The sequence below is a fragment of the Streptomyces sp. NPDC111656 genome (assembly GCF_055656965.1).
The window spans coordinates 1-23,799 of sequence record NZ_JBVKCA010000011.1 but is presented as its reverse complement, the minus strand read 5'-3'; the positions used below and the strand labels follow the sequence as shown (position 1 = coordinate 23,799).

Sequence of the window (23,799 nt, the reverse complement as noted above, 5' to 3'; positions counted from 1 at the left end):
CCGGTGAGGATCGGAGACGAGAGTACTTCAAGGTCGCATGCCTCTCTGGACAGTGTGAATGTTGTTCGAGGTCCGGGACCGATGCCCGACGTCTCGACGTCCCGACGTCAGACATCCGTCTTGAGGTCGGGCGCCATGGCGATGACATTCGTTCCGGACGCGTTGAATCCGCGTTGTGCGCCATCGCGCGCCCATTCCCCGACGTCCGGGAGATCGGTCCGGCTGTGGTTCTTCGCCGCGGCCTCGGCTGCCTTCTCGGTGTACTTGCTGTTGCTGTCCAGGCCGGACTCCCAGTGCTCGCCCATGACGGGGCCGGCATCGTCCTTGGCCTTCCCCTCGGCGTCCTTGAAGAGTTCCTCCAGGACCATGCTCGTCGCGGTGCCCGCGATTCCACCGGCCGCCGCCCCTCCGGCAGGGCTGGTGATGAAGGTCGTACCGACGCCGGTGACGGTGCCGACGGTTCCGGAGATCGCGTTCTTCCACTGAGCCACCGAGTGCTCGTAGGCCTTGTCCTTCTCCTCGGCCTCACCTGCGACGACTTCCGCGCGGCCTTGTGCAAGGGTTCCCGAGACTTCACCGGACCCCTTCGCGATCTGCTCGACCACGAATTGCGGATCTTTGGCGTAGCGCTGGTCCTCGGGGAGATCGGGATTCAAGTGGTATTCCATCAGGTTGGCCATGTAGGCCTTCTGGCCTACTTCGACCGCTGCGTACCCCTCGGGATTTTGGCCGACGGTGAACAGGAAACGTGTCACGTCCCGATGGTTGAACTCGGCCTCGGAGCCGGCGATCGGGAAGAGCCGGTTGGTGTCGTCGTCTCCGTCATCGGTCATGGCTCGGTTGAGGTCCGGAAGGTACTCCGACGCGATCTGCCCGATGCTGTCGCCCATGTATCCATGTTTGGTGACGCGCTCGTTGTCGTCCGAAATGGAGGCGACGAGGCTCTCCATCAGCTTCGTCTGCTCCGGGTTGTGCGAAGGCGTGTCGAGCGTCGGCAGCTCGCCCGCCGGATGCCCCGTGGTCGCGGCCTCCAGAGCCAGCGCCAGGTTGTTGCGACCCGCGGTGCTGGCATCGCCTTTGTCGTTCTGGTCCTGCGGCCAGTCACGCTCCTCGAAGAGGTAGTCGAAGTTCGACAGGGCCTTCTTGTGGTCCTCGTCCTTGCCGATGAACTGGTCGTTGAAGAACTCGGTGGCCGCGTCGGGGCTGTTCGACAATGCCTTCAGGTAGCCGGTCATCGGGTCGTAGCCGCCGTCGGTCCCCGTACGGTTGAGGTCCGGGTCGAAGCCCATCTGCTGCCAGGCGACGTGCTGACCGTTGTGCGTCAGCTTCCGCTCCGTGTCCATCAGTTTCTTGCCGTAGTCGCCAAGGAACTGGTCGTCGTAGTCGCCCCAGCGCATGAAATTGCTCATGACCTGGACGCCGAACGGGAACCCACCACCCCTGCCGACGGGCTTGTCGCCGAGGTCCACCATCTGGCGCTTCCACTCCGTCATGGCCCCGGTGTCGCTCTGGGTGGCGGTGGCGAGGGTGAGGCCGATGTGCTGCTGCAGATCGTCGAGTTGCTCGCGCCTCGCGCGGAACAGCTCAGGGTTCGTGGTCGGCTCGGTGAGCTTCGTCCAGAACTCAAGCGTCCCCTTGGCGCCGAGTCTGGTGGCGAAGCGCTCGGCGAACAGGTCGTCGTTCGCGTACTTCTTCAGGCCGGCATTGAGTCTGTCGAACTCCTCAACCGTGAGGTCCTTCGGATCCTTCTGCGCCAGCTTGGCGAGTTCATCGGCTTCCTTGACGGCAGCAGCCGCCGAGTCCCGGTCCGCATAGCCGGCGCCGGAGAAGCCGAGCCGACTCTGGTCGACGAGGGCCTGCAGCACCGTATTGGCTGTGTTGTCGCTCTCCGTCGCGGCATTGAGGATCTTCTGGACCTCGTCCCGCAGGGCGGTGACATCACTCGCGTCGTGTTCGGGAACTGTCGTCCCCTTCGCGGCCCGGTCCGGGTGGATGTTCATCGTGACCGTGAATTCGCCACCCGCGGTGGACACCACCGTCAAGTTCTTCTTCAGACCTCGTTCAATGGCCGCGTTGAGCTTCTTCTGGTAGTCCTTCAGCTCGCCGAGCGTGTCACTCAGGATGTTGCGGATGGACGTCGCCTGGACGTGGGCATCCGCGAACTCGCCGGACGTCTTGCCGATGAACTCCTTGGAGACGGTGGCGTTCACGCCCGCCCAGTTGGCCTTGTTGGCCGCGCTCCTGAGGCCCTTGTCGGCGGACTCCTTCAGGTCGTCGAGGTCACGGATCATCGTCGTCCAGTCCTCCACGGCGTCGTCGAGGAGCGTGAAGTTGGCGAATCGAAGGGCATCGAGGTCCATCAGTTCTTGTCCTTCTTCTCACCCGAGTCGCCGTACACAGGGTTTTTCTTGCCGTGGCCCCCCACACGCTCGTCGAAGCCTGCGTCCAGCACGTCGATGCTGCTCATCTGCCGTCGGATGTAGTGGTCGTCGCCCGCATGCAGCTTCTTGGTGACCTGCATGTGGTTCGAGATGTGCGCGCACGCGTCCCTGAGGGACGACAGCTGTTCGTCCCAGCGGGTCGACACGTGCTGGAGTCCGCCACCCAGCGCGAAGCCTTGTGTGGAGAGGTTTCCCGCGGCCTTGTCGCTGCTGGGGACCGCCCTGCGTCCCTTGTTCCACAGGTCGTTGTACAGCGTGAACGCGTGGTCGCCGATCTTCGCCAGATCACCCTCGCGCACGGTGAGGTCGCCGTACTGACTGGGATCCGCGGTGTTGCCCCCGCCGCCCGCGCCCGGCTCCACCTGGTTCAGCTGCATCTGTGCCGACTGGCGCTCCGCCGCCTGTGACTTCAGCTGTTCCCACTCGTCCCACGCCATGCGTTCGGATCACTTCCCCGTGTCCCCGTGAAGCCCGTCCTCCGGACGGGACCGCTACGTCGAATCCGTCGAACTACAAACTGGCCGGATCCGTGAGCTTGAGTCAAGGAAGTCTAAATAGCTCACCATGATCTCCACAACATGACGCATGTCTCTGGAGGGCTGCGATGACCGGGCCCACGACTTTCGCTTGTGCGATGCGGACTTCTGTCGGGTCGGCCAGGACGAAGTCGACGCGGGCAGTCGAGGGCGTCGCTCGACCCCGCTCCGGACTGGTTGACGACGTCCAGAGGCCAAGGCGTACCGCCCCGTGTTACTGGCAGCCCTGCTTCTCCATGGCCTTCGGGAAATAAGAACGGAGGAAGGAGCGCAGGGCGTCGCGCCGTTCCGAAACCTTCTCAGGAACGTTCCGCTGCAGCTGAACCAGCACGGCGAACTTCTGCTGCTTTCCCTTGTAGGTGCAGCCGGCGACCGCCATCGCTCCACGGTCGGCGATCACGGCGCCGTCGCCGATGTCAGCGGCGGCGGGACTCCCAAGGCGTACGAGTGCCCGATCCTGGACCTTGATGGGATCGGTGTCGGCGGCAACGACATCTCCCGAAAGATAGACGACCAACTTCTGGTCCACCAGCAGACGGCAACGTGGACTCTCGGGGCCGGCGTCGTATGACTTCTCTGTGAGTTTCTTTCCGTTCGGAAGGAGGGGAGACAGCGAGTCGGAATCGACGGTCACACCGCATGCCTTGTCCGGGACCGCGTAGTCGCGAGATCCCGAACAAGCTGTCGCCGACAGAAGGACTACGGTCACAGCAGCGGCGGCAACAGTTCGCATACAGCTCTGAGATCCTCCCGTACGTCCCGCGAGCCGACCCAGAAGCAGAGAAGTACCGTTGTTCACTGATCACCTGCCAGTCCCTGAGCACGGCCATTGCCGTCGAAGGCGGCGCCGTTGATCTCGGATGTAATCGTGTACCTGTTGCTGCCGTGGTTCGGGTTGGCGTCCATCCACAGGTCGGCCAGCTTCTGCAGTTGGTTCTCCCGCGCGGTGAAGACTTCGCCGTTCTGCCGGGCGGTCTCCTCGTTGATGCGTGCCTGCTCGTCCAATTGCCATTGGTAGGCAAGGGCGTCGACGCCTCGCTGCGCGGCATCACCGACAACCGGGATGAAGTTCACGGCACCACCGAAGCCGTGATAAAGCCACTTGGCATCCCACGAAGGGTCGTGCTTGTCCGTCTTCAGGGCCTGATAGCGGGCCTCTTCGAGGAAGCCGACGGTGTGCCCTGCCCGGAGCAGCGTTTCCTTCGGATCGCTCGGACGGTCCGTGTAGATGTCGCGCACCATCTCCCGGTTCAGGCCGTCGTTGAGTATTCCGTAGGCGTTCTGATCACGTGACACCTGCTTCGTCACTTCCAGCAGCTGATGTCGATCGAGCTGTCTCGGGTCGCCGTGATCGTCTGCGAGGGAACTTGCGGTGTGATTGACCTCGTCGCCGTAGTTCACCAGCACTTTGGCCATGTCATCGCGCATCTCGGGAGCGAAGTCGTCGCCCACACCCGAGACGATCTTCAGCGAGCGATCGAGGACGTGCCGGTTCTCGGCGGTGTGCTCCACGGGAACGGCGTGGGGGTCGTTGGGATTGACGCCCGTGGCTGCGGCGACGAGAGCATTCCCCGTCGCATCACGCGACTGGTTTCCGTCGTTGCTGTTCAGGGGGGTGTCGTCGAATGTGGGGCGATCCTTGAGGACCCACTCGGCATTGTCCTGGGGATCAGTCCTGTTGAAGAAGTCGGTGGCGGCGTCAGGGCTGTTCGAGAGAGCTGTCATGAATCCGGTCATCGGATCCCGGCCGAACTCGTCACCCATGAAGTTCATCTTGGGCATGGCAGGTCCGCCCACGCCACCGTTCCAGTAGTGGTCCGGTAGCTTCATCTTCTTCTCGGTCGACACCAGGGCGTCACCGTACTTGTTCAAGAACGCGTCATTGTAATCCCCGACTCGCATCAGGTTGCTCATCAGCTGGAAACCGTAGACCTGTGTTCCACGGGTCCGGATGGGGTCGTCGCCCAGCTGGACCATGTCGTTCTCCCAGTGCCGCATCGCGGGGGAATCCGACTGTGTCGCTCCTGCGAGAGTGAGGCTGAGATTCTTTTGGAATTCTCCGAGTTGATCGAGGCGTGCCCGCTGCAGATCGCCGCCGTCCGACGGATCGGAGAGGTCGGCCCAGAAATCCAACGTCCCCCTCGGGCTGAGGGTGGTGGCGAACTTCTCCTGAAAGAGCGGGTCGTTCTTGTAACCTGCGAGATTCCGGTTGAGTTCATCAAATTCCTGGGGAGACATCGAATCTCCCTTGTCCTTGATGAGATTCGCGTACTTCTCGGCGTCCTCCAGAGCCTTGGTCGCCGAATCCCTGTCGCCGTACGAGGCGCCGGAGAACCCGTACTCGGCTTGCTCGACGATCGCGCGAAGCGCCTCGGACGCGGTCTCGTCGCTGTGCGTGGCTCTGCCGAGAATGCGCTGGACGTCATCGCGCAGCTCGGTCACATCCTGCTCGCTGTGATCGGGGACCGTGGTCCCCTTGGCCGCGCGATCGGGATGGATGTTCATGGTGACGGTGAAGGAGCCGTTGCCGGTGTCCATCACTGTGAGGTTCTTCTTGAGCCCGCGTGATACCGCCTCGTTGAGCTGCTCGTGGTAGCTGACGAGCTCCTCGTGGGTGTCCTTGAGGATGTCACGGATGGTGCTGGCCTCGGTGTGGGCGTCAGTGAACTCGCCCGCCGTCTTGGTGATGAACTCGCGCGAGACAGTGGCGTTCACGCCGGTCCATTTGGCCTTGTCCGCCAGGCCTTTGAGTCCTTCACGGGCGTTCTTCTCAAGGGTCTCCAGGTTCCCCACGACCCGAGTCCAGTCGTCTATGGCAGTACCGAGCGACGCGAAGTTCCCCAAGCGGAGCGTATCCAGATCCATCAGTGCCCCTTTCCACCGTCGAAGCCCTTGTCGAGAGTGGAGATGCTGCTGATCTGGCCGCCGATGTAGTACTCGTCGCCCTGATGGGCCTTCTTCGTGAAGTCCATATGGTTGGAGATATGGGCACACGCGTCGAGGAGCGACGTCAGTTGTTCTTCCCAGCGGCTCTGCACGCGGTCGACTGCCCCACCCAGTGTGAAGCCCTGGGTCTTGAGATCCGACGCCGCTGTCTGGCTGCTGGACCAGGCGTCACGCCCATACCGGCCCAGGTCTTCCCACAGCTTGAATGCCCGGTCGCCGATCGCGGCGAGATCCTTTTGGCCAACGGTCAGATCACCCTGCGGGGTGCTGCCACCGCCACCGTCGGCCGGTAACTGATTGAGTTGCATGCGCGCGGATTGCTTGTGCGCCGCCTGGTTCTTCAGCTGCTCCCATTCGTCCCAAGCCACGTCGGAATCCTCCCCGTTGGTCCCGTGAACGCGGCCGTCGGACCGACGGCCGCCGGGCTACTTCAACGTACCAATGGAACAGATCTGCCGCCTCGGAGCTGTCGAGTGCGAAGACTTTCGCGTGTACTTCATCAGTACTCCACACTCATCAACCCGGTCTGAACCAAGGGCTTTCCCCGCCTGCGAGAGACAAAGACGCCCCGCCCCGCAGGCATGGCCCGAGGCCGCACTCCGCCCAGGATGTCTCCCTCGCCCGGATCGCCGGCGAGCACCACACCCTGCGCACCCAGCTCCCTCATCCGCTGCATGAAAGGCTCGTACGCAGCGCGCCCCGCGCCGGCAGTCGATCGGGCGATGATGAATCGCACGCCCACATCCCGCGCGAACGGAAGCAGTTCCGTCAGACCGCCCAGCGGGTTCCCGCTCGACGTGGACACGAGGTCGTAGTCGTCGACCACGACGTACACCGTCGGGCCGCGCCACCAGCTCCGCTCCCGTAGCTGCTGTGCGGTCACGTCCGCCGTGGGTGTCCGGCGTTGCATCAGCTCGGCCAGCGCGCTCATGTGGTGGTCCATGGCGTTGGACATGGGGATGTACTCGGCGAGGTGCGTGGACGGTGTGACGTCGAGCAGTGAGCGCCGGTTGTCGACCACGAACAGCTTGCAGTCGTCGCCCGAGTAGCGCTCGGTCAGCTGCTTGATCAGCAGGCGCAGCAGGTTCGACTTGCCCGACTCGCTCTCTCCGAAAACGAGGAAGAACGGGTCCTGCTCGAAGTCGACGAAGACGGGTTCGAGGTTGTCCTCGTCGAGCGCGAAGGCCACACCGCGGTGGGGGGAGTGGTCCCCCGGAGGCAGTTGCTGCGCCGGGAACTCGCGGGGGAGCAGCCGGACTTCGGGGGCGCCGGGCGCCTGCCAGTGGCGGGACACCTCCGTCGCCAGCGCCGCCGTCGCGTCGGCGAGGTCCGTGTCCGACGTCAGACCGTCGATGCGTGGAACGGCACCCATGAAGTGCAGCTTCCCCGGCGCCTGGCCGCGGCCGGGCACGCCCGTGGGGACGTTCACCGCCACCTTGCGGTCCAGCTCCGAGTCCATCGTGTCGCCGAGGCGCAGCTCCAGGCGGTTCATCAGGTGGTCCTTGAGGTTCGCCCGGACCTCCATCGACCTGGACGCGGTCAGGACGAGGTGGATGCCGTAGCCGAGGCCCCGTGCGGCGATGTCCAGGACAACGCCCTCCACGGCCTCGTAGTCCGCGCGGAAGTTGCCCCAGCCGTCGATGACCAGGAAGACATCACCCCACGGCTGGTCGGTCAGGGAGATCTGACCGCGCGCCCGCTTCGTGCGGAACTCGGCGATCGACGAGATGCCGGAGGAGCGGAAGTACTCCTCGCGGCGCGTCATGACGCCGTACACCTCGGCGACCGTACGCCGCACCTTTTCCGGGTCGAGGCGCGAGGCCACACCGCCGACGTGCGGCAGTCCGGCCACGGCCGCCATGCCGCCACCGCCGAAGTCGAGGCCGTAGAACTGCACCTCGTGCGGGGTGTGAGTGAGCGCGAAGGAGGCGATCAAGCTGCGCAGCAGCGTCGACTTGCCGGACTGCGGACCGCCGACGATCTGCATATGGCCGGCGGCGCCCGAGAAGTCGACCCACAGCGGGTCGCGGCGCTGCTCATACGGCTTGTCGACGAGACCGACGGGTACGACGAGCCGTCCTGCCCCCTCGTAGCCGGGCTGGGTGAGCCCGCGTCCCTGCACCGCGGCCAGTCCCGGGAGCAGCCCGTCCAGTGACGGCGGGCTGTCCAGCGGCGGCAGCCACACCTGGTGGGCCGCCGGGCCCTGCGCCTCCAGACGGCGCACGATCACATCGAGCACGGTGTCGGCCAGGGCGTCGTCCGTCTCCGGCGTCTCCTCGCGCTGCTGGGGCACGGCGACGTACCGCACCGGCACCTCCGCCGCGGTGAACAGCACCGGCTGCCGGTCCACCGGCAGCGCGCCGCCGAGCGCGGACCGGGTCGGACCCGTGCGGTACACCCCGGAGACGTACGCCGCCTTGAAACGCACCATCTCGTCGGTGCCGAACTTCAGGAAGCCGGAACCGGGCACGTTCGGCAGTTCGTACGCGTCGGGGACGCCCAGCGCCGCACGCGACTCGGCGGCGGAGAACGTCCGCAGGCCGATCCGGTACGAGAGGTACGTCTCCAGACCGCGCAGCCGGCCCTCCTCCAAGCGCTGCGAGGCCAGCAGCAGATGCACGCCCAGCGAACGGCCGATGCGGCCGATCTGCACGAACATCTCGATGAAGTCCGGCTTGGCGGTCAACAGCTCGCTGAACTCGTCGATCACCAGGACGAGGGACGGGATCGGCTGGAGCGGCGCCCCGGCCGCCCGCGCCTTCTCGTAGTCGTGGATGTTCGCGTAGTTGCCCGCGTCGCGCAGCATCTCCTGGCGGCGGTTGAGTTCACCGCGGATGGAGTCGCCCATGCGGTCGACCAGCGTCAGGTCGTCCGCCAGGTTGGTGATCACGGCTGCCACGTGCGGCATCTGCGCCATCCCGGCAAAGGTGGCACCACCCTTGAAGTCCGCGAGGACGAAGTTCAGCGTCTCGGACGAGTGCGTCACCGCCAGACCCAGCACCAGCGTGCGCAGCAGCTCCGACTTGCCCGAACCCGTCGCGCCCACGCACAGCCCGTGCGGGCCCATGCCCTCCTGCGCGGCCTCCTTGAGGTCCAGCATGACGGGCCGGCCGTCCTCGCCGACGCCGATCGGCACGCGCAGCCGCTCGGCGAGCGAACGCGCCCGCCAGGTGCGCTTGGTGTCCACCGAGGCCGCGTCCCCGAGGTTCAGCAGATCCGTGAACTCCAGGTTGGCGAGCAGCGGTTCGTCGTCGTCCCCGCCCGAGGCCACGCGCAGCGGCGCCAGCTGCCGCGCCAGCGCCTCCGCGGACTCGTACGAGAGGGCGTCCGGTGTGCCCTCGTAGACGATGCCGTGCCCGGACTCCAGATGCAGCGCGTGCGGCTGCACGACGATGGAGAGGTCACCGCGGGCTCCGGACAGGTCCTCGGGGACGACCTCGACGACCGTCACCCCCTGCAGTCCCTCGGGGGTGGCCAGGACGGAGTCCGGCGGTAGCGACAGGCCATCGAGTACGACGACGATGTGCGGTTCGTCCGGGAGCGGGGCGGCGTTCGGGTGGAAGCGTGGACGCCCCGTCAGCCGGGTGGCCAGCAGCTGTTCCAGCTCGCGCGAGTCACTGCCGATCAGTCGGCGGCTGCCCGCGCCGTCCACCGCGTCGGAGAGTTGCACGTGCGGCAGCCACTTGGCCCACTCCCAGTGCGAGAGCTCCTCACGCCCGGCCGCGACCACGATCATCAGGTCCTCGGGTGAGTGCAGCGAGGCCAGCGAACCGGCCAGAGCACGCGCCGAGGCACGTACGGACTGCGGATCGCCGCTGACCGTGACGTGGTAGAAGGCGCGCAGCGAGACGGCCATCGGCAGCGCGTCCAGGACGCCGTGGGTGGACACGAAACGCTGCATCGCGCCTGCGGTCAGCGGCTCCAGCTGGTCGACCGGACCTGTCTCGGGGGAGACCAGTGGGGTGGCCAGCGACTGCGGACCGAGGCCGATGCGCACCTGGGCGAAGTCCTCGTCCCCCGGCCGCCGTTCCCACACCCGGCTGCCCTCGGCGACCAGCGCCCACAACTGCTCGGGAGAAGGGTGCAGGTAGTACTGGGCGTCGCGCTGCGCTCTCCCCGTGTCCAGGGCCGTGCGTCGGGTCTGTGACAGATAGCTCAGATAGTCGCGGCGCATGTCCGCGAGCTGGCCCTGGGAGCCGCGCCGGAAGCGGACGATCATCGCGACGGACATGGCCACCGTCGACGCGATCATCACCATGCCCATGATCTTCATGAACGGCTGCCCGTTCGTGAAGAAGAAGACCACCGAGCCGCCCATGCCGAGCGTCGGCAGCAGCTGCATGAGGACGCTTTCCTGGTGCCCGCGCGGAAGCTCCGGCGGCGGCTGAAGGACGACCTCTTCCGTGGGCACTTCGGACGGCAGCGCCCGAGGTGGGCGCTTGACGATGATTTGGCTCACTGCTCACCAATTCCCTTGCCGGCCCCAGGGTCTTCCGCCCGCCGCCCCGTGTCAGGCGGACGCAGGCCGCCGCGTGATCCTACTGACTTACTACTGACTTCATGGGAGACGGGTGGGCGGTAGGGTGCCGGATGTTCGCGTGAGCACACGCGAACGAGGCCGGAAAATCAGGACATTCCGCGCGATGTGGTGGTGTGCGGAACCCAAGAACCGGCCGCACGGCCCTCTTTCGGCCGCCTTGCCGCACCGTCGGCCGGGTGGTCCCGGCAAAGAGACGCAGGACCTTCACACCGTGGCCGCAGAACCACCGCAGCCGCGGCGCCATCACGTCCGCGGAACCGACGCAGACGCAAGAGCATGACCGAGATCGCAGACGCAGGACCATCATTGAGGGGGAGCAGCAGGTGAGCATGACGGCCTCCGCGACAACCACCGGAGCCGGAGGGCCGGGACCCGGAGCCCCTCACGGGGCGGGCACGGGCCTCGGCTTCTGCCGGGTCACCATCGTCGCGCCCGACAGCCGGATCGACGTGGCGCTGCCCGACGACATCCCGGTCGCCGACATCTATCCGGAGATCCTCAGGCTCTCCCAGCAGAGTCCCGCCCAGGGCGCTCCGGTCGGTTACCACCTCGTACGCCGAGACGGCGCTGTCCTCGACAGCTCGCGTTCCTTCGCCGCGCAGCGGATTCTCGACGGCGAACTCCTCACCCTGCGCCCCTTCTCCGAGTCGCTGCCCCCCGCCGTCTTCGACGACGTGTCAGAGGCGGTCGCATCCGCGGTCACCCGTGAACGCACCCTGTGGAGTGGCGACCTGACGCGCGCCGCGGGGCTCGTCGGCGGCGGCGTCCTGCCGACGCTGCTCGCGTTCGTCGCCTGGACCGCCGATCCGCGCCACGACATGCACAGCCTGCCCGGCATCCTCGCGGGCGTCACCGGTGTACTTCTTGTTGTCCTCGCCGCGATCCGCGCACGGATCTACGACGACCGGGCCTCCGCCGTCGCGCTGGGACTCGGCGCGCTCCCGAACGTAGGTGTGGCGGGCTCCGGGCTGCTGTCACTGGCGGGCGGCGAGGGCATCGGCAAGCTGCAGTTCCTGCTCGCCTGCGCCGCGGTGCTGGTGGCCTCGGTGGTTCTCACTCTGTGCTCGCCGCGCGGGGACGGCCCGTTCGTCGCCTTCGTGTTCGCCTCTGCCATCGCCCTGGTCGTGGTGTTCGTGGCACTGCTCGTGCACTGGTCGCCCACCGAGATCGCCGCGCTGTGTGCGCCCGTCGCCGTGGGAGCACTGGCCTTCCTGCCGGGCATGTCCATGCGCTTCGCCCGCCTGCCGATCGGCTTCGACCCGCCGAACGCCACTCCGCGCAGCGCGTACGCAGCCGATCCCGCCCCGCCGGAGCCGGTCGACGCCGAACGCATCCAGGCGCAGGCCCGCCGCGGCCACGAACTCCTCGTCGGGCTCGTCGGCGGCTGCGCGCTGCTCGCCGTCGGCGCCTCGGTGGTGCTCGGCTTCTCCGACAACGTCTGGGGACAGCTGCTCGCCTTCGTCACCGGCGTGGCCATGCTGATGCGCGCCCACCTCTTCCGCTACACGACCCAGGTCGCGCCCGTCCTGGCCGCGGGCCTCGGCGCTCTCGTCCTGCTCGGCCTCGGCCTGGCGCTCAACCCGCCGCACGCTCTGATGCGTGACGCCCTCACCGGCGACCGTTCGGACCTCGACATCCGCACGATCTGGCTCGTCGCGACGATCGGGGCGGCGGCAGCGCTGGTCACGGCACTCGGCCTGATCCTGCCGCGCGGCGGCCTCACCCCGTTCTGGGGCCGCTTCCTGGAAGTCGCCGAAGGCTTCGTGCTGCTCACCCTGATCCCGCTGGCTCTCGCCGTCTTCGACGTGTACGGCGCGGCCCGGTCCATGACCAGCTGATCACCGAGCCGAGAACGGGGAGGGCGGTCGGCTCACCAGCCGACCGCCCTCCCCGTCTCTGTCCCTCGGCACGTCGTCTACTGCGCCGCAAGCCCCCCATTGTGCGGCCCCGGCTCCAGATCGAACTCCCCGTCCCGCGCCCCCAGCACAAAGGCCCGCCACTCCGCCTCCGTGTACCGCAGGACCGTGTCCGGGTCGAGGGAGGAACGCATGGCCACCGCGCCCTCGGGCAGGTACGCGATCTCGACCCGCTCCTCGTGTTCCTCCGTGCCCGGTGCGCTCTGCCATTCGACGTCGGAGATGTCCAGGGCGTAGAGCTCGTCCTTCTCCCGCTCCTTGCGCGCCTTGACGTCGGCGTCCGTCTCCGCCGCGATGTCCTTGTCCGCTACGCCCGCTGCGTCCGCTGCCTCGGCCATGTTCAAGCGGCCCCTTCCCCACGTACGAATGACCTGTGCGGTCACCCTAGTGGCCGGGCCCGCGTCACCAGGAAGGTTCGGCGACCCGGACAGACGCATCCGGCCAGGCTGGTACGCTGTGTGACGGCCGTTTGTGTACGCACCCCCGGAGCCCATCGCTCTGGAGGCCGCGCCCAGCGGATCCCCGCCTCCCGAGTAACGGAAGCTCCCCTGAGATGTGGACCAGGGGCACTCGGTGGCACATCAAAGACTACGAGGAGTACGCGTGTCGCTCGACGCCGCTACGAAGAAGCAGCTCATCAGTGAGTTCGGCCAGAAGGAGGGCGACACCGGCTCCCCCGAGGTCCAGGTCGCCATGCTCTCGCGCCGCATCTCGGACCTGACCGAGCACCTCAAGACCCACAAGCACGACCACCACTCCCGTCGTGGTCTGCTGATCCTGGTCGGTCAGCGCCGCCGGCTGCTGCAGTACCTGGCCAAGAAGGACATCCAGCGCTTCCGTGCGCTGGTCGACCGTTTGGGCATCCGCCGCGGTGCGGCGGGCGCCAAGTAAGACGCCGTGAAGGGAGCGGTTCCCACCTCTTGGGAGCCGCTCCTTTTGCTGTACGTGCCGCTGCCGTGAGCATTGCCGTACGCACTGCCGTACGTCTCTGTACGTGCGGAGTGTCACCGACGCTTTGTAGTGTGGTAGCACAACGCAATACGCAGGACACAGCACGTACGACACAGCGTGATGACTCCGTACCCGCCGGGTAGGGACCGTCACGTCAACGAACGAGGAGACGCGCACCGCACCGCCGCCGGTCCTCGGTAGTGGCCCCCGGGGGATTGAGATCCCGGGTGCTTCGATCGAAGACCGGCCCGCACCAGACGGAGCGCCTCTCCGCCACCGTCCCCCTGCCACACGGGCAGGTCGGGACGAAGACGAGGAGAAAACGCTAGTGGAGAACGAGACCCACTACGCCGAGGCCGTTATTGACAACGGTTCCTTCGGCACCCGCACCATCCGCTTCGAGACGGGCCGCCTGGCCAAGCAGGCCGCCGGCTCCGCCGTGGCGTACCTGGACGACGACACCATGGTGCTGTCGGCCACCAGTGCTTCCAAGAAGCCCAAGGACAACCTCGACTTCTTCCCCCTCACGGTGGACGTCGAGGAGCGGATGTACGCCGCAGGCAAGATCCCCGGCAGCTTCTTCCGCCGCGAGGGTCGTCCCTCCGAGGACGCCGTCCTCACCTGTCGTCTGATCGACCGCCCGCTGCGCCCGTCCTTCAAGAAGGGCCTGCGCAACGAGATCCAGGTCGTCGCCACGATCATGGCCCTCAACCCCGACCACCTGTACGACGTCGTGGCGATCAACGCCGCCTCCGCGTCCACGCAGCTGGCCGGTCTGCCCTTCTCCGGCCCGGTCGGCGGCGTCCGCGTCGCGCTGATCAACGGCCAGTGGGTCGCGTTCCCGACGCACACCGAGCTCGAGGACGCCGTCTTCGACATGGTCGTCGCCGGTCGCGTCCTGGAGGACGGCGACGTCGCGATCATGATGGTCGAGGCCGAGGCCACCGAGAAGACCATCCAGCTGGTCAAGGGTGGCGCCGAGGCGCCGACCGAGGAGGTCGTCGCCTCCGGCCTCGACGCCGCGAAGCCCTTCATCAAGGTCCTGTGCAAGGCGCAGTCGGACCTCGCCGCGAAGGCCGCCAAGCCGACCGCCGAGTTCCCGATCTTCCTCGACTACGAGGACGACGTCCTCGAGGCCCTGACCGCCGCGGTCAAGAGCGAGCTCGCCCAGGCGCTCACCATCGCCGGCAAGCAGGACCGCGAGGCCGAGCTCGACCGCGTCAAGGAGATCGCCGCCGAGAAGCTGCTCCCGCAGTTCGAGGGTCGCGAGAAGGAGATCTCCGCCGCGTACCGCGCGCTGACCAAGAAGCTGGTCCGCGAGCGCGTCATCAAGGACAAGGTCCGCATCGACGGCCGCGGCGTCACGGACATCCGTACGCTCGCCGCCGAGGTCGAGGCCATCCCGCGCGTGCACGGCTCGGCGCTGTTCGAGCGTGGCGAGACCCAGATCCTGGGCGTCACCACCCTCAACATGCTCCGCATGGAGCAGCAGCTGGACACCCTCTCCCCGGTGACCCGCAAGCGCTACATGCACAACTACAACTTCCCGCCGTACTCCGTCGGTGAGACGGGCCGCGTGGGCTCCCCGAAGCGCCGCGAGATCGGCCACGGCGCCCTCGCCGAGCGCGCGCTCGTGCCGGTCCTGCCGACCCGCGAGGAGTTCCCCTACGCGATCCGTCAGGTGTCCGAGGCCCTCGGCTCCAACGGCTCGACCTCCATGGGCTCGGTCTGCGCCTCCACCATGTCGCTGCTCAACGCCGGTGTGCCGCTGAAGGCCCCCGTCGCCGGCATCGCCATGGGCCTGATCTCCCAGGAGATCGACGGCCAGACGCACTACGTCGCCCTCACCGACATCCTCGGTGCGGAGGACGCCTTCGGCGACATGGACTTCAAGGTCGCCGGCACCAAGGAGTTCGTGACCGCCCTCCAGCTCGACACCAAGCTGGACGGCATCCCGGCCTCCGTCCTGGCCGCGGCCCTCAAGCAGGCCCGCGACGCCCGCCTCCACATCCTCGACGTGATGATGGAAGCGATCGACACGCCGGACGAGATGTCCCCGAACGCCCCGCGGATCATCACCGTCAAGATCCCCGTGGACAAGATCGGTGAGGTCATCGGCCCCAAGGGCAAGATGATCAACCAGATCCAGGAGGACACCGGCGCCGAGATCACGATCGAGGACGACGGCACCATCTACATCGGTGCCGCCGACGGCCCGGCCGCCGAGGCCGCCCGCGCCACGATCAACGGCATCGCCAACCCGACCATGCCGGAGGTCGGCGAGCGCTACCTGGGCACCGTCGTGAAGACGACGACCTTCGGTGCGTTCGTGTCGCTGCTCCCGGGCAAGGACGGTCTGCTGCACATCTCGCAGATCCGCAAGCTCGCCGGCGGCAAGCGCGTGGAGAACGTCGAGGACGTCCTCGGTGTGGGCCAGAAGGTCCAGGTCGAGATCGCCGAGATCGACTCCCGTGGCAAGCTCTCCCTGATCCCCGTGGTCGAGGGCGAAGGCGACGACGACAAGAAGGACGACACCGACCAGTGACGTCTCGTAGCTCCACGACGACGGCCCGCACCTCTTCGGAGGCGCGGGCCGTCGCCCGTACCCAAACCCTCATCAAGGGCGAGAACGGCATCGGTACGGTCCGTAAGACCACCCTCCCCGGCGGCCTGCGCATCGTCACCGAGACCCTCCCCTCCGTACGCTCGGCCACGTTCGGGATCTGGGCGCACGTCGGCTCCCGCGACGAGACGCCGACGCTGAACGGCGCCACGCACTACCTGGAGCACCTGCTCTTCAAGGGCACCTCCCGGCGCAGCGCCCTGGACATCTCCTCCGCCATCGACGCGGTCGGCGGCGAGATGAACGCGTTCACGGCCAAGGAGTACACGTGCTACTACGCGCGTGTGCTCGACACCGACCTCCCGCTCGCCATCGACGTCGTGTGCGACATGCTCACCGGCTCGCTGATCGAGCAGGGCGACGTGGACGCCGAGCGCGGCGTGATCCTCGAAGAGATCGCGATGACCGAGGACGACCCGGGCGACTGCGTGCACGACCTGTTCGCGCACACCATGCTCGGCGACACCCCCCTCGGCCGCCCGGTCCTCGGCACGGTCGACACGGTCAACGCCCTCAGCGCCGACCGCATCCGCCGCTTCTACAAGAAGCACTACGACCCGACGCACCTCGTGGTCGCCTGCGCGGGCAACGTCGACCACAACAAGGTCGTACGCCAGGTCCGCGCCGCCTTCGAGAAGGCCGGCGCCCTCAAGGAGAGCGCCGTCGAGCCGATCGCCCCGCGCGACGGCCGCCGTGCCATCCGCACCGCGGGCCGCGTCGAACTCCTCGGCCGCAGGACCGAGCAGGCCCATGTCGTCCTCGGCATGCCGGGCCTCGCCCGCACCGACGAGCGCCGCTGGGCCCTGGGCGTCCTGAACACCGCCTTGGGCGGTGGCATGTCCTCCCGCCTCTTCCAGGAGGTCCGCGAGAAGCGCGGTCTGGCCTACAGCGTGTACTCGTACACCTCGGGCTTCGCCGACTGCGGCCTCTTCGGCGTGTACGCGGGCTGCAGGCCGAGCCAGGTCCACGACGTGCTCAAGATCTGCCGCGACGAGCTCGACCAGGTCGCCGAGCACGGTCTCTCGGACGACGAGATCGGCCGCGCCGTCGGTCAGCTCCAGGGCTCCACCGTCCTCGGCCTGGAGGACACCGGCGCGCTGATGAACCGTATCGGCAAGAGCGAGCTGTGCTGGGGTGAGCAGATGTCCGTCGACGACATGCTGGTCCGGATAGCGTCGGTCACCCCGGACGAGGTCCGTTCGGTCGCCCGCGACATCCTGGGACAGCGGCCCTCGCTGTCGGTCATCGGCCCGCTCAAGGACAAGCAGGCCTCCCGTCTGCACGACGCGGTCGCGTAATTCCCGTCTCGGTAAGGAACGAAGCAATGAGCAAGCTGCGCGTGGCGGTCCTCGGTGCCAAGGGCCGGATCGGGGCCGAGGCGGTACGAGCCGTCGAGGCCGCCGAGGACCTGGAGCTGGTGGCCGCGCTGAGCCGCGGCGACGAGCTGGAAGCGCTGGTCGCCACCGGCACCCAGGTCGTGGTCGAACTGACGACCCCGGCCTCGGTGATGGGCAACCTCGACTTCTGCGTCCGGCACGGCATCCACGCCGTGGTCGGCACGACCGGCTGGACCGACGAGCGCCTCGCTCAGCTCAACACCTCGCTGACCGCGTCCCCGAAGACGGGCGTGCTCATCGCGCCCAACTTCTCCATCGGAGCCGTACTGACCATGAAGTTCGCCGAGGTCGCCGCGCCGTACTTCGAATCCGTCGAGGTCGTCGAGCTGCACCACCCGAACAAGGTGGACGCCCCCAGCGGCACCGCCACGCGCACCGCCCAGCTCATCGCCGCGGCCCGGGAGCGCGCGGGCAGCGCCCCGCAGCCCGACGCCACGGCGACCGCCCTGGACGGCGCCCGCGGCGCGAACGTCGACGGCGTCCCGGTGCACGCGGTCCGCCTGCGCGGGCTCCTCGCCCACCAGGAGGTCCTGCTCGGCGGCGAGGGCGAGACCCTCACCATCCGCCACGACTCCCTCCACCACAGCAGCTTCATGCCGGGCATCCTGCTCGGCGTACGCCGCGTGGTGACCGCCCCGGGCCTCACCTTCGGCCTGGAACACTTCCTGGACCTCGGCTGAGCCGAGGGACGCACAACAGATAGCCGGCAGACATGCGTGCGAAGATCACCTACGCCGTCACGGCAGCCGTCCTGGTCGTCTATTTCGTCCTGGTCGGCAGCCGAGGCGTGCTGCTCATCGAGAACGGCACCCTGATCACCGTCACCTTCGGTGTCGCGGTGCTGATCCTGCCGGTCATCGGCATCTGGTTCCTGTGGAAGAACACCCAGTTCGTCCGCAAGGCCAACCGGCTCGCCGCCGAGCTCGACGCCGAGGGCGGCCTGCCCGTCGACGAGTTGAAGCGCACCCCGGGCGGCCGTATCGACCGTGACTCGGCCGACGAGGTCTTCGCCAGGCGCAAGGCCGAGACCGAGGACGCCCCGGACGACTGGCGCAGCTGGTTCCGCCTCGCGATCGCCTACCACGACGCCCGCGACACCCCGCGCGCCCGCAAGGCGATGCAGCGGGCGATCGCTCTGCGCGAGGGCAGGCGCCCCGCCGAGGCCTGAGAACCCCGGCGCACACCAGAAGTGCGACGAGCGGCACGGCGGAGGAGGACGTCGAAGGGGCCGGCCCGCGGAGTGCGGACCGGCCCCTTCGCCCTGCTACGGCGCCCTACTACGTCGCCTGGCTACGACCGCTGGGGCTCAGTCCCGCCGGTACTCGTCGGCCCACACCTCGACGGCGTCCGCCGCCCGGTCGAAGGCCTCCGTGCGCGCCAGGAAGTCGGAGTTGTGCGAGGTGAGCAGCGGCGGCACGCTGTCCGCCGCACGCCCCTTGCGTACGAGGATCAGCGCCTGTCCCTGCACGGTGCGCGGCAGCCCGAGCCAGCGCACCGGCTGCTGGACGGTGCGTACGGCGACGACCTGGTCCCAGGACGCCGTACTCGTGTTCAGGAAGCCCACGCGGCGCAGCCCCCGCGCGCTCACCCAGACGCCCATCCGCAGCAGCCGCAACGCGCACAGGATCACGAGCACGGAGCCACCGAAGCAGAGCAGGGCGGAGGAGCGGCTCCCCGTGAGCGCGACGAGCACGGCCGCGACAAGCACGTAGGAGGCGAGCAGCAGCACGAGCGCGGCGAGGGCCACCCGCCACGGCCCGGGCCGGTAGGGGCGCCGCCAGCGGCCGCGGTCGTCGAAGGGCAGGGCGAGTTCGTCCGCCACCTCGTCAAAGTCACGGTCCGCCGTCAGGAAGGGCAGGGGCACGACTGATCCTCACTCAATCCACGCATGGGCTGTGCCCGGTGAGGCTATCGAGCGGGGTCCCCGCTCACCACCCTTGGGGGGCCATGGGGGTGCCGCCACGCCCTTTGAGCAGTGGGGGAGGGTCAGCGGCCGTTGGAGGCTTCGGAATGCTGGGTCGTCGCGGACGACTGGTCGAGCGACAGGGCCGGCATCCCGACGATCAGCGCGCCCACCAGCCCGGCGACCACGGTGACGCCCAGGAGCCAGCGGCCGAATATCTCGCCGGCCGACGAGCGTCGGCGGGGTGGGGGAGCGACATTGCCGCGGAACTGGTCGGCTTCTGCGATGAAGGCGAACGGTACGGGCTCGCGCCGACGGAACATGGGGGTTGCTTCTCCTCTGGAGGCTCGAACGGATCACTGTCACCAATACAGACGAGCGAACGGCCCAAGAGGTGCCCGGAATCACCGAATTCGCTGAAGTTCGCCGCTGAATGTCGCGGCACGGCACCGAACGCCCCGTTGTCAGTGGCGGGCCGTAGAGTGGGCGCCGCCCGAGAGATGTGATGGGAAGGACCCTCCGCACCGTGACCGACACCCCCGCCGACGACCTCAAGCCCAGTTTCCGCAGCGATGTCACCGTCGAGCTGGTCAAGCACACCGCGTCGGACTCGGACGTGCTGTTCGCCGCCCGTGTCTCGACCCTCGGTGAGCAGTCCCTCGACGAGCTCCAGAAGGACCCGGAGCGCTCCAAGGGCCTGCTGAACTACCTGATGCGGGACCGGCACGGCAGCCCCTTCGAGCACAACTCGATGACCTTCTTCATCAGCGCCCCGATCTTCGTCTTCCGCGAGTTCATGCGGCACCGTGTGGGCTGGTCGTACAACGAGGAGTCGGGCAGGTACAGGGAGCTCGAGCCGGTCTTCTACGTCCCGGACGAGTCCCGCAAGCTGGTCCAGGAGGGCCGCCCCGGCAAGTACGTCTTCGTCGAGGGCACCCAGGCGCAGCAGGAGCTCACGGGCCGCGTGATGGAGGACTCCTACCGACAGGCGTACGAGGCGTACCAGGAGATGCTGGCCGCCGGTGTGGCCCGCGAGGTGGCCCGCGCCGTCCTCCCCGTCGGCCTCTTCTCCTCGATGTACGCCACCTGCAACGCACGCTCCCTGATGCACTTCCTCGGTCTGCGCACCCAGCACGAGCTCGCCAAGGTCCCGTCCTTCCCGCAGCGGGAGATCGAGATGGTCGGCGAGAAGATGGAGGCGGAGTGGGCCAAGCTCATGCCGCTCACCTACGCGGCCTTCAACGCCAACGGGCGCGTGGCGCCGTAACGCGCTCCCGCGCGCCGTTCGGCACAGATGTACGGATCAACCGAGCGAGGTGTCCGTATTGCGGCATTTCGAGAAGTTCATCTAGCCTGATCAAACGGACCCGGCACTGCTTGAACCCCCGAGCAGGCAGTGCCGGGCTCCGCATTTGTCGCGCTTTGTCGTGTCCCCCGAGGGCAGACCACGCCTTGAGCAGCGAGTAGCGTGTTACCCATGGCTCCGACCTCCACTCCGCAGACCCCCTTCGGGCGGGTCCTCACCGCCATGGTCACGCCCTTCACGGCGGACGGCGCACTCGACCTCGACGGCGCACAGCGGCTCGCCACCCACCTGGTGGACGCAGGCAACGACGGCCTGATCATCAACGGCACCACCGGTGAGTCACCGACCACCAGTGACGTGGAGAAATCGGATCTCGTACGAGCCGTACTCGAGGCGGTCGGCGACCGCGCCCACATCGTCGCGGGCGTCGGCACGAACGACACCCACCACAGCATCGAGCTCGCCCGCGCCGCCGAGAAGGTCGGCGCGCACGGCCTGCTGACCGTGACGCCGTACTACAACAAGCCCCCGCAAGAGGGCCTGTACCGTCACTTCTCGGCCATCGCCGACGCCACCGAGCTGCCGGTGATGCTGTACGACATCCCCGGCCGCAGCGGCGTACCGATCAGCACTGAAACCCTCGTGCGGCTGGCCGAGCACTCGCGTATCGTCGCGAACAAGGACGCCAAGGGAGACCTCGGCCGAGCCAGCTGGGCCATCGCCCGCTCCGGACTCGCCTGGTACTCCGGCGACGACATGCTGAACCTGCCGCTGCTCTCCGTGGGCGCGGTCGGCTTCGTCTCCGTCGTCGGCCACGTCGTCACCCCGGAGCTGCGCGCCATGCTGGACGCGTACGTCTCGGGCGACGTACAGAAGGCCACCGAGATCCACCAGAAGCTGCTCCCCGTCTTCACCGGCATGTTCCGCACCCAGGGCGTCATGACGACCAAGGCCGCGCTCGCCCTCCAGGGCCTGCCCGCCGGACCGCTGCGCGCCCCGATGGTCGAGCTGTCGCCCGAGGAGACCGCCCAGCTCAAGATCGATCTTGCTGCCGGCGGGGTAGAACTCTAAATACAGACTTCACAACTGAATATGCACGACAACGCAGGCCAGGGGCCTGCACCCCACACAGACAACTGCTACTGCACGAACGTCATGCGCGCCACGTGCCTTGCCAGGTACGTGGCGCGTGTGGTGAGGAGAGTCTTTTGAGTCATCCGCATCCTGAACTTGGCCCGCCGCCGAAGCTCCCCAAGGGAGGCCTGCGGGTCACCCCGCTCGGTGGCCTTGGCGAAATCGGCCGGAACATGACGGTCTTCGAGTACGACGGCCGACTGCTGATCGTCGACTGCGGAGTGCTCTTCCCCGAGGAGGAGCAGCCCGGAATCGACCTGATCCTGCCGGACTTCACGTCCATCAGGGACCGCCTCGACGACATCGAGGGCATCGTCCTCACCCATGGCCACGAGGACCACATCGGCGCTGTCCCGTTCCTCCTGCGCGAGAAGCCGGACATCCCGCTGATCGGCTCCAAGCTGACCCTCGCCCTCATCGAGGCGAAGCTCCAGGAGCACCGCATCCGCCCGTACACCCTCGAAGTCGCGGAGGGCCACCGCGAGCGCATCGGCCCCTTCGACTGCGAGTTCGTGGCGGTCAACCACTCCATCCCGGACGCCCTCGCGGTCGCCATCCGCACCCCCGCGGGCATGGTCGTCCACACCGGCGACTTCAAGATGGACCAGCTCCCGCTGGACAACCGCCTCACCGACCTGCACGCGTTCGCACGTCTGAGCGAGGAAGGCATCGACCTTCTTCTCTCCGACTCCACGAACGCCGAGGTTCCGGGCTTCGTCCCGCCCGAGCGCGACATCTCGAACGCACTGCGCACGGTCTTCGCCAGCGCCCGCAAGCGGATCATCGTGGCGAGCTTCGCCAGCCACGTTCACCGCATCCAGCAGATCCTGGACGCGGCCCACGAGTACGGCCGCCGGGTCGCCTTCGTCGGCCGCTCGATGGTCCGCAACATGGGCATCGCACGCGACCTGGGCTACCTGAAGGTCCCGCCGGGCCTCGTGGTGGACGTCAAGACACTCGACGACCTCCCGGACCACGAGATCGTCCTCGTCTGCACGGGCTCGCAGGGCGAGCCGATGGCGGCCCTGTCGAGGATGGCCAACCGGGACCACCAGATCCGGATCGTCCAGGGCGACACGGTGATCCTGGCCTCGTCGCTCATCCCGGGCAACGAGAACGCGGTCTACCGTGTCATCAACGGCCTCACCCGCTGGGGCGCCAACGTCGTCCACAAGGGCAACGCCAAGGTGCACGTCTCCGGCCACGCCTCCGCGGGCGAGCTGCTGTACTTCTACAACATCTGCAAGCCGCGAAACCTGATGCCGGTCCACGGCGAATGGCGCCACCTGCGCGCCAACGCCGAGCTGGGCGCCCTCACCGGCGTCCCGCACGACCGCATCGTGATCGCCGAGGACGGAATCGTCGTCGACCTCATCGAGGGCAAGGCGAAGATCTCCGGCAAGGTCCAGGCGGGTTACGTGTACGTCGACGGCCTCTCGGTCGGTGACGTGGGCGAGCCGGCGCTCAAGGACCGCAAGATCCTCGGCGACGAGGGCATCATCTCGGTCTTCGTGGTGATCGACTCGAGTACGGGCAAGATCACCGCCGGCCCACACGTCCACGCGCGTGGTTCGGGCATCGACGACTCCGCCTTCGCGGACGTCATCCCGAAGGTCACGGAGGTCCTGGAGCGCTCGGCCCAGGACGGCGTGGTCGAGCCCCATCAGATGCAGCAACTCATCCGCCGCACGCTGGGCAAGTGGGTCTCGGACAACTACCGCCGTCGCCCGATGATCCTGCCGGTCGTCGTCGAGGTCTGACCCCTCGCACGCGCCAACTCCGGAGCGGGGCCCCTCGATTTGCATCGGGGCGCCCCGCTCCAGTACGTTTACGGCTCCGCCTGAACGGGAACCCGGCACGACCGTGTGCCAGGAACCACCCGAGCGGGATGGAAATTCCGACTCAGAATCTCTGATAAAGTCGGAACCGCCGGAAAGGGAAACGCGAAAGCGGAAACCTGGAAAGCACCGAGGAAATCGGATCGGGAAACGGTCTGATAGAGTCGGAAACACAAGAACAAAGCAAGACAGCAAGACCGAAGGGAAGCGCCCGGAGGAAAGCCCGAGAGGGTGAGTACAAAGGAAGCGTCCGTTCCTTGAGAACTCA

General features: G+C 67.4%; 18 protein-coding genes. 9 read left to right on the top strand and 9 right to left on the bottom strand.

Annotated elements, in window-relative coordinates; all coding sequences use genetic code 11:
• Positions 1-107: 107 nt before the first annotated feature.
• From ACZ7M3_RS29335 to eccCa, 6 genes are all read right to left on the bottom strand, one after another.
• Positions 108-2,360: a hypothetical protein gene (locus ACZ7M3_RS29335; protein WP_472066941.1), complete on the bottom strand. Its 2,253-nt coding sequence runs from the start codon at positions 2,358-2,360 to the stop codon at positions 108-110.
• Entirely contained in the window at positions 2,360-2,878 is a 519-nt protein-coding gene (locus ACZ7M3_RS29330; protein ID WP_472066939.1) for a hypothetical protein, read from the bottom strand. The genes ACZ7M3_RS29335 and ACZ7M3_RS29330 overlap by 1 nt, the downstream gene beginning before the upstream one ends.
• 313 nt (positions 2,879-3,191) lie before the next feature.
• On the bottom strand, positions 3,192-3,611 hold the full coding sequence (locus ACZ7M3_RS29325) for a hypothetical protein (protein ID WP_393016774.1): 420 nt from the start codon (positions 3,609-3,611) through the stop codon (positions 3,192-3,194).
• Between the two features lie 161 nt (positions 3,612-3,772).
• Positions 3,773-5,842 carry a hypothetical protein gene (locus ACZ7M3_RS29320; RefSeq protein WP_472066937.1) on the bottom strand — a complete coding sequence of 690 codons (2,070 nt, stop codon included), beginning with the start codon at positions 5,840-5,842 and terminating at the stop codon, positions 3,773-3,775.
• The gene (locus ACZ7M3_RS29315; RefSeq protein ID WP_450433148.1) at positions 5,842-6,291 is read right to left on the bottom strand and encodes a hypothetical protein; all 450 of its coding nucleotides are present in this window, start codon (positions 6,289-6,291) and stop codon (positions 5,842-5,844) included. The genes ACZ7M3_RS29320 and ACZ7M3_RS29315 overlap by 1 nt, the downstream gene beginning before the upstream one ends.
• A 131-nt stretch (positions 6,292-6,422) precedes the next feature.
• Positions 6,423-10,382, bottom strand: a complete 3,960-nt coding sequence (eccCa, locus tag ACZ7M3_RS29310) for a type VII secretion protein EccCa (protein ID WP_472066935.1) — start codon at positions 10,380-10,382, stop codon at positions 6,423-6,425.
• A 410-nt stretch (positions 10,383-10,792) separates the two neighbouring features.
• Here eccCa and eccD point away from each other — a divergent pair, with 410 nt between their 5' ends.
• Positions 10,793-12,301, top strand: a complete 1,509-nt coding sequence (gene eccD, locus ACZ7M3_RS29305; RefSeq protein WP_472067285.1) for a type VII secretion integral membrane protein EccD — start codon at positions 10,793-10,795, stop codon at positions 12,299-12,301.
• Between the two features lie 77 nt (positions 12,302-12,378).
• Here eccD and ACZ7M3_RS29300 read toward each other — a convergent pair whose 3' ends face one another.
• Positions 12,379-12,717, bottom strand: coding sequence for a DUF397 domain-containing protein (locus tag ACZ7M3_RS29300; RefSeq protein WP_472066933.1), 339 nt, complete (start codon positions 12,715-12,717; stop codon positions 12,379-12,381).
• Between the two features lie 265 nt (positions 12,718-12,982).
• Here ACZ7M3_RS29300 and rpsO point away from each other — a divergent pair, with 265 nt between their 5' ends.
• The 5 genes from rpsO to ACZ7M3_RS29275 all read left to right on the top strand — a co-directional run bounded on the left by rpsO (position 12,983) and on the right by ACZ7M3_RS29275 (position 18,518).
• Complete coding sequence (gene rpsO, locus ACZ7M3_RS29295; protein WP_019064787.1) at positions 12,983-13,270, top strand: 30S ribosomal protein S15; 288 nt, start codon at positions 12,983-12,985, stop codon at positions 13,268-13,270.
• Between the two features lie 388 nt (positions 13,271-13,658).
• Positions 13,659-15,875, top strand: coding sequence for a polyribonucleotide nucleotidyltransferase (locus tag ACZ7M3_RS29290; RefSeq protein ID WP_452972086.1), 2,217 nt, complete (start codon positions 13,659-13,661; stop codon positions 15,873-15,875).
• Positions 15,872-17,251 carry a M16 family metallopeptidase gene (locus ACZ7M3_RS29285; protein WP_452972089.1) on the top strand — a complete coding sequence of 460 codons (1,380 nt, stop codon included), beginning with the start codon at positions 15,872-15,874 and terminating at the stop codon, positions 17,249-17,251. The genes ACZ7M3_RS29290 and ACZ7M3_RS29285 overlap by 4 nt, the downstream gene beginning before the upstream one ends.
• Positions 17,252-17,277: 26 nt before the next feature.
• A complete protein-coding gene (dapB, locus tag ACZ7M3_RS29280) occupies positions 17,278-18,030 on the top strand; it encodes a 4-hydroxy-tetrahydrodipicolinate reductase (RefSeq protein ID WP_472066931.1) in 753 nt (250 codons plus the stop codon).
• Between the two features lie 32 nt (positions 18,031-18,062).
• Positions 18,063-18,518 (top strand): tetratricopeptide repeat protein, encoded by a 456-nt coding sequence (locus ACZ7M3_RS29275; RefSeq protein ID WP_054232802.1) that lies wholly within the window; start codon positions 18,063-18,065, stop codon positions 18,516-18,518.
• 138 nt (positions 18,519-18,656) lie between these two features.
• On the opposite strand, the gene ACZ7M3_RS29270 is transcribed toward ACZ7M3_RS29275, so the two are convergent.
• Both ACZ7M3_RS29270 and ACZ7M3_RS29265 read right to left on the bottom strand, forming a co-directional pair.
• On the bottom strand, positions 18,657-19,214 hold the full coding sequence (locus tag ACZ7M3_RS29270) for a hypothetical protein (protein ID WP_095852277.1): 558 nt from the start codon (positions 19,212-19,214) through the stop codon (positions 18,657-18,659).
• A 122-nt stretch (positions 19,215-19,336) separates the two neighbouring features.
• Positions 19,337-19,576 (bottom strand): hypothetical protein, encoded by a 240-nt coding sequence (locus ACZ7M3_RS29265; RefSeq protein WP_472066929.1) that lies wholly within the window; start codon positions 19,574-19,576, stop codon positions 19,337-19,339.
• A gap of 203 nt (positions 19,577-19,779) precedes the next feature.
• Between ACZ7M3_RS29265 and thyX the strand changes: the two genes are divergently transcribed.
• The 3 genes from thyX (at position 19,780) to ACZ7M3_RS29250 (ending at position 23,453) form a co-directional block, all read left to right on the top strand.
• Entirely contained in the window at positions 19,780-20,520 is a 741-nt protein-coding gene (gene thyX / locus ACZ7M3_RS29260; RefSeq protein ID WP_067371413.1) for an FAD-dependent thymidylate synthase, read from the top strand.
• A 210-nt stretch (positions 20,521-20,730) separates the two neighbouring features.
• The gene (dapA, locus tag ACZ7M3_RS29255; protein ID WP_472066927.1) at positions 20,731-21,630 is read left to right on the top strand and encodes a 4-hydroxy-tetrahydrodipicolinate synthase; all 900 of its coding nucleotides are present in this window, start codon (positions 20,731-20,733) and stop codon (positions 21,628-21,630) included.
• Positions 21,631-21,767: 137 nt separating this feature from the next.
• Complete coding sequence (locus tag ACZ7M3_RS29250; protein ID WP_075031322.1) at positions 21,768-23,453, top strand: ribonuclease J; 1,686 nt, start codon at positions 21,768-21,770, stop codon at positions 23,451-23,453.
• Positions 23,454-23,799 lie beyond the last annotated feature (346 nt).

Coding starts and splice junctions, on each gene's coding strand:
- dapA (WP_472066927.1), top strand. CDS start 20,731: ATGGCTCCGACCTCCACTCCGCAGACCCCCTTCGGGCGGGTCCTCACC.
- eccD (WP_472067285.1), top strand. CDS start 10,793: ATGACGGCCTCCGCGACAACCACCGGAGCCGGAGGGCCGGGACCCGGA.
- ACZ7M3_RS29275 (WP_054232802.1), top strand. CDS start 18,063: ATGCGTGCGAAGATCACCTACGCCGTCACGGCAGCCGTCCTGGTCGTC.
- ACZ7M3_RS29265 (WP_472066929.1), bottom strand. CDS start 19,576: ATGTTCCGTCGGCGCGAGCCCGTACCGTTCGCCTTCATCGCAGAAGCC.
- ACZ7M3_RS29300 (WP_472066933.1), bottom strand. CDS start 12,717: ATGGCCGAGGCAGCGGACGCAGCGGGCGTAGCGGACAAGGACATCGCG.
- dapB (WP_472066931.1), top strand. CDS start 17,278: ATGAGCAAGCTGCGCGTGGCGGTCCTCGGTGCCAAGGGCCGGATCGGG.
- ACZ7M3_RS29335 (WP_472066941.1), bottom strand. CDS start 2,360: ATGGACCTCGATGCCCTTCGATTCGCCAACTTCACGCTCCTCGACGAC.
- ACZ7M3_RS29330 (WP_472066939.1), bottom strand. CDS start 2,878: ATGGCGTGGGACGAGTGGGAACAGCTGAAGTCACAGGCGGCGGAGCGC.
- ACZ7M3_RS29320 (WP_472066937.1), bottom strand. CDS start 5,842: ATGGATCTGGATACGCTCCGCTTGGGGAACTTCGCGTCGCTCGGTACT.